Source organism: Pseudomonas sp. R62 (genome assembly GCF_000257605.1).
GTDB lineage: Bacteria > Pseudomonadota > Gammaproteobacteria > Pseudomonadales > Pseudomonadaceae > Aquipseudomonas > Aquipseudomonas atacamensis.
Genome location: NZ_JH635998.1, coordinates 3,606,387 through 3,612,426, shown reverse-complemented (window position 1 = coordinate 3,612,426; position 6,040 = coordinate 3,606,387). Strand labels below are relative to the sequence as shown.

The following is a 6,040-nucleotide window of genomic DNA, read 5'->3' as shown; positions in this document are numbered from 1 at the left end:
CCCAACTGCGCCAGCACGTCATCCGGCAGGTCCGCTGGCGACTGGGTGACGAAGTACACGCCCACGCCTTTGGAACGAATCAAGCGCACCACTTGCTCAAGCCGCTCCTGCAAGGCCTTGGGCGTGTCGCCGAAGAGCAAGTGCGCCTCGTCGAAGAACAGCGCCAGCAGCGGCTTGTCAGCATCGCCGCGCTCGGGCAGTTGCTCGAACAACTCGGCCAGCAGCCACAGCAGGAACGTTGCGTAAACCTTCGGCGCCTCGTGCACCAGACGGCTGGCGTCGAGCAGGTGGATGCGTCCCCGGCCATCGGCGCCCGGTTGCAGGATGTCTTCAAGTTGCAGCGCCGGCTCGCCGAACAGGGCTTCGGCGCCCTGCTGTTCCAGCGTCGCCAAGCGGCGCAGCAGCGCCTGGCTGGAACCGGTGGTCATCAGCGCCGCGTCTTCGCCGAGCAACTGCGGGTTGTCCTTGAGGTGATTGAGCAGCGCTTTCAGATCCTTGAGATCCAGCAGCAACAGCCCTTCGCGATCCGCCACTTTGAAGGCCGCGTACAGCGCCGACTGCTGACTGTCGGTCAGCTCGAGCAGGCTGCCGATCAGTAGCGGACCCATTTCGCTCAGCGTGGTGCGCAGCGGATGACCGGATTCACCGTGGATGTCCCACAGCGTGACGGGATAAGCCTGCGGCGTGTGACCGAGCCAGGGCATGCCGGCGATGCGCTCGGCCACTTTGCCCTGCGGGTTGCCGGCAGCACCGAGGCCGCACAGGTCGCCCTTGATGTCGGCGGCGAACACCGCCACACCGGCGTCGCTGAACGCTTCGGCCAGACGCTGCAATGTCACGGTCTTACCGGTGCCGGTGGCGCCAGCGATCAGCCCGTGGCGGTTGGCCAGGCGCATGGCCTGAGCGATGGGTTGCGCGGCCGGATCAGCGCCGATAACGAGTTGCGAAGAGTCAGGCATTTTCTCACCCAATGGTTAATCTTTGATGACACATGGCCGATACATAAATTGGATAGACCCATCAGAAAATCGGGTCGGACATTTCCCTAAGGAGAGCCGGAAATATCAGTTTTTCAACCTTGCCCATAGTGCGCGTCTCTATCAAAGCACGCCCAGGACATTAAGACCTTAGCGGAACCCCAAGCCATGAACAAAAACCTGCGCTTCAGCCATAAGATTTTGCTTGCCGCCGCTCTCATCGTCATTGCCGCTTTTGCCTCGTTCACGCTGTACAACGACTGGCTGCAGCGCAATGCGATCCGCGATGATCTGAACAACTACCTCAATGAAATGGGCGAGGTCACCGCCGGCAACATCCAGACCTGGCTCAGCGGGCGCATTCTGCTGATCGAGAACGCCGCGCAGAACATCGCCATCAACCCGGAAACTGCCACGGTCGCCAGCCTGCTGGAACAGAAAAGCCTGACCTCGACGTTCATGGCCACCTACCTGGGCGATGCCACCGGGCATTTCACCATCCGCCCGGACGTGAAGATGCCGGACGGTTTCGATCCGCGCGTGCGCCCTTGGTATAAAGGTGCCGAAAGCAGCAGCACCTCGACCCTGACCGAACCCTACATCGATGCGGCCACCGGCCAGTTGATCATTTCCATCGCCACCGCGTCGAAAAACGCCGGGCAGAGCGTTGGCGTGGTCGGTGGTGACCTCAGCCTGCAATCGCTGGTCGACACCCTCGCCGCACGGGATTTCGACGGCATGGGCTACGTATTCCTGGTCAGCGCTGACGGCAAGATCCTCGTCCACCCGGACAAGGCCTTGGTGATGAAGTCACTGAAAGAAGCCTACCCGCAGGACACGCCGCGCATCAGCAGCGATTTCAGCGAAGTGAGCGTCGACGGCAAAACCCGCATCGTCACCTTCGCTCCGATCAAAGGCCTGCCGTCGGTGAACTGGTACATCGGTCTGTCGATCGATAAGGATCAGGCGTACTCGATGCTCAGCGAATTCCGTACCTCAGCGGTAATCGCAACCTTCATTGCCGTGGCAATCATCATCGCCCTGCTCGGCATGCTGATCCGCCTGCTGATCCAGCCGCTGCACGTGATGACCCGCGCTATGGAAGACATCGCCGACGGCGAAGGCGACCTGACCAAACGCCTGAACATCGTCAATAACGATGAATTCGGCATCCTCGGTACCGCGTTCAACCGCTTCGTCGAGCGTATTCACGGTTCGATCCGCGAAGTGTCCTCGGCCACCGGTCAGGTCAACGAAGTCGCGCTGCGCGTGGTCGCTGCGTCGAATTCGTCGATGTACAACTCCGACCAGCAAGCCTCGCGTACCAGCAGCGTTGCCGCCGCGATCAATCAGCTCGGCGCCGCCGCCCAGGAAATTGCCCGCAACGCCGCCCAAGCGTCGAATCAGGCCAGCGATGCCCGGGGTCTGGCCGAAGATGGCCAGCAGGTGGTCGAGCGCAGCATCAAGGCGATGAACCAGTTGTCGAGCATGCTCAGCGCGTCCAGCACCAACATCGAGTCGCTGAACAGCAAGACCGTCAACATCGGCCAGATTCTCGAGGTGATCACCAGTATTTCCCAGCAGACCAACCTGTTGGCGCTGAACGCGGCGATCGAAGCGGCGCGCGCCGGTGAGGCCGGTCGTGGTTTCGCCGTGGTGGCCGACGAAGTGCGCAACCTCGCGCACCGCACGCAGGAATCGGCACAGCAGGTGCAGACCATGATCGAGGAGCTGCAAGTCGGCGCCCGGGAATCGGTGAGCACCATGAGCGACAGCCAGCGCCACAGCCAGGACAGCGTCGAGATCGTCAACCTTGCCGGCGAACGCCTGAACAGCGTGACCCTGCGCATTGGCGAGATCGACGGGATGAACCAGTCGGTGGCGACGGCGACCGAGGAGCAGACTGCGGTGGTTGAGTCGATCAACGTCGATATCACCGAGATCAACACGCTGAACCAGGAAGGCGTGGAAAACCTGCAAGCGACCTTGCGCGCGTGCTCGGATCTGGAGCAGCAGGCTTCGCGTCTCAAGCAGTTGGTGGGCAGCTTCAGGATTTAAGCTGCGGCGACTGGCCACTTCGCGAGCAGGCTCGCTCCCACAGGGAAAATGCATTCCATTGTGGGAGCGAGCCTGCTCGCGAATATCTACCTTTCAACGAAACCCGACTGACAACCCACCGCGCAATCCCGACCGAACATCTATTCTGGATAAAGGTCAATCAAGGGAGAACGACACAGCGGAGGGTTGCTCACCGTGCATATCGCCGACATCACCATGTTCTACGCCCCGGCCAGCGGAGGCGTGCGGACTTATCTGGATGCCAAACACCGTCGCCTTGGCGAGCGCAACGCCATTCGCCACAGCCTGCTGATCCCCGGCGCGCGACTGGGTGAACATGACGGCATTTTCACGGTTCCGGCGCCCGCCCTGCCCTTCGGCAAAGGTTATCGCTTCCCCCTGCGCCTGGCGCCTTGGCGAAACGTCCTGCAGGATTTGCAGCCGGATCTGATCGAAGTCGGCGATCCCTACCTCACCGCATGGGCGGCGCTGGATGCGCGGCGACAGCTCGATGTGCCGGTGATCGGCTTTTATCACTCGGATCTGCCGCTGCTGGCGGGCAATCGCATGGGCCATTGGGTCACGCCGAATGTCGAGGCTTACGTGACTCGTCTGTACGGCAATTTCGATCGTGTCCTTGCCCCGAGCCAGGTCATGGCCGACAAGCTCATCGGGCTTGGCGTGCGCAATGTCCATGTGCAACCGCTGGGCGTGGATCTGCACACTTTCCATCCCGACGCCCGCGATCCTGGCTTGCGGGCTGAGCTGGGCATTGCCGAAGACACCCGCCTGCTGATCTTTGCCGGGCGCGGTTCCAAGGAAAAAAACCTGCCGGTGCTGCTCAAGTGCATGCAGCGCCTCGGTCCGCGCTATCACTTGTTGTTGGTCGGCTCGTCGATGCCCGCAGCGGTGCCGGACAACGTCAGCGTCATCGACGAATTCTGCCCGGCGCCGAAAGTCGCGCGGCTGATGGCCAGCGCCGATGCGCTGCTGCATGCCGGCGACCAGGAAACCTTCGGCCTGGTCATCCTTGAGGCCATGGCCTGCGGCATTCCCGTGGTGGCGGTGGCGGCCGGGGCGTTTGAAGAAATCGTCAACGATTCCTGCGGCCTGCTCTGTGCGCCGAACAATCCCCAGGCCATGGCCAATGCTGTGCGTGAGCTGTTCAGTCGCGGCTGCGATCGGCTCGGTCAGCAGGCGCGTCAGCACGTCGAACGGCATTACGCCTGGGACACCGTGGTCGACAGTCTGCTCAGCCACTATCACGCGGTGCTCGGCCATACGCTGCCACGGGTGGCCAATGGTTGAAGAAATGAAAGCTGTTTGCCTGGTATTGCATGATGTGGCGCCCTCGACGTGGGCGGATTATCAGCCCTTCGTCGAGGCCGTCGATGCCTTGGGTGATGTGCCGATGACGTGGCTGGTTGTGCCGGATTTCCATCGCCACGATGCCCTTGATGCCAACCCTGAGTTTCGCCGAGTGCTCGATGCCAGGGTCGCCCGAGGCGATGAACTGGCGCTGCACGGCTACTACCACGACGATCAGGAACCCCTGCCGAACAACCCGCGCGACTGGTTCATGCGCCGGGTCTACACCCATGAAGGCGAGTTCTATCGCTTGTCTCGCGAAGCAGCCCTGGCCCGCCTGCATGCGGGTCTGGAGATGTTTCAGCGCTACGACTGGCCGGTGCAGGGTTTCGTCGCCCCGGCCTGGCTGATGAGCGAAGGCGCCCGTCAGGCCTTGCGCGAATTGCCGCTCAGCTACACCAGCAGTCCGCAGCATCTTTATCGCTTGCCCGACTTCAGCGCCATCGATGCACCGGGGCTGGTGTGGAGTGCGCGCAGTGCCTGGCGGCGCGGCGTGTCGAAAATCCTCAGCGACCAGCGTGAACAGCGCTGGCGCGAGGCATCGGTGATTCGTCTGGGGCTGCATCCGGTGGACATGCGTCACCGCTTTTCTCGCGATTACTGGTTGCACACGCTGCAACGCCTGCTGGCGGAAGGACGCGTGCCGCTGACGAAAATCGACTGGCTGGCCCGACAGCGCGGACAACTGGAACGCGCAGCATGAAGCGCAGCCTGTTGTTGCTGATCGGCCTGCTGGCGGCGGTGCTGATTCCGGTGCTGCTCGGCGGCGGCGAAACCTGGGCGCGCCTGCGCAGCTTCCCGCTGAACTGGCTGTTGATCATGTTCGGCATGATTCTGCTGTGCTGGGGGATCAATACGCTGCGCTTGCGTTTGTTGCTCGGCGACCAGCGAGAAAAAGTCGCGCCCTTGAAAAGCCTCGGCGTGGTGATGGCGGCCGAGTTCGCGTACTGCGCCACGCCGGGTGGCAGCGGCGGGCCGCTGACGATCATGGCTCTGCTCGCTCGTTGCGGCGTGCGTCCGGCGCGGGGCAGCGCGGTGTTTGCCATGGATCAGCTCAGCGATCTGCTGTTTTTTCTCTGCGCCCTGAGCGGGATTCTGATTTACGCGCTGTTCCAGCACCTGAGCGATCGTCTCGAGTGGCTGCTGACCGTCAGCGCCGTTTCGCTGTTTGGCGGTTTGTTCAGTTGCGTGTTGATCGCCCGTTATCACCGAGCGTTGATTCGCCTGAGCGGGCGGCTGTTGGCGGGGATGAACATCACGGCACGCACTCGCCGTCGCTGGGCGCGCAAGTTGCTGCACTTCCTCGCGGCATTTACCGATACCTTGAAACTGCCCTGGCAAACGCTGGTTCAGGTTTTTGCTCTGACCTGCGTGCACTGGCTGCTGCGCTACAGCGTGCTGTATCTGGCCTTGCGCGGGCTCGGCGCGGATTTGCAGTGGGCATGGAGTTTTCTGGTGCAGATGCTTTCGCTCGGCGCCGGTCAATTCAGCCTGTTACCTGGCGGCGCGGGAGCCGCAGAATTGACCTCCGCCGCGCTGCTCGCACCCATGGTGGGCAAGTCCACCGCAGCGGCGGCGATCCTGATCTGGCGCGTGGTGACGTATTACTTCTATCTGCTGGTGGGCGGGCCGGTGTT

Annotated in this window: 5 protein-coding genes and 1 pseudogene; 5 read left to right on the top strand and 1 reads right to left on the bottom strand. The window is 62.4% G+C overall.

Annotated features, from left to right (window positions below; translation table 11 throughout):
• A partial coding sequence (locus OQK_RS17270) for a helicase HerA-like domain-containing protein (RefSeq protein ID WP_038861261.1) occupies positions 1-959 on the bottom strand: 959 nt, incomplete at its 3' end.
• A gap of 186 nt (positions 960-1,145) precedes the next feature.
• Between OQK_RS17270 and OQK_RS32040 the strand changes: the two are divergent.
• The 5 genes and pseudogenes from OQK_RS32040 to OQK_RS17250 all read left to right on the top strand — a co-directional run.
• A pseudogene (locus tag OQK_RS32040) lies at positions 1,146-2,177 on the top strand (HAMP domain-containing protein); the annotation flags it as partial.
• A gap of 93 nt (positions 2,178-2,270) precedes the next feature.
• Positions 2,271-3,035 carry a methyl-accepting chemotaxis protein gene (locus tag OQK_RS32035; protein ID WP_443216336.1) on the top strand — a complete coding sequence of 255 codons (765 nt, stop codon included), beginning with the start codon at positions 2,271-2,273 and terminating at the stop codon, positions 3,033-3,035.
• Between the two features lie 216 nt (positions 3,036-3,251).
• Positions 3,252-4,343 (top strand): glycosyltransferase family 4 protein, encoded by a 1,092-nt coding sequence (locus tag OQK_RS17260; protein ID WP_177318493.1) that lies wholly within the window; start codon positions 3,252-3,254, stop codon positions 4,341-4,343.
• The gene (locus OQK_RS17255; RefSeq protein WP_016773480.1) at positions 4,336-5,106 is read left to right on the top strand and encodes a DUF2334 domain-containing protein; all 771 of its coding nucleotides are present in this window, start codon (positions 4,336-4,338) and stop codon (positions 5,104-5,106) included. The genes OQK_RS17260 and OQK_RS17255 overlap by 8 nt, the downstream gene beginning before the upstream one ends.
• The coding region (locus tag OQK_RS17250; protein ID WP_016773479.1) for a lysylphosphatidylglycerol synthase transmembrane domain-containing protein at positions 5,103-6,040 on the top strand (938 nt) is incomplete at its 3' end. The genes OQK_RS17255 and OQK_RS17250, both read left to right, overlap by 4 nt.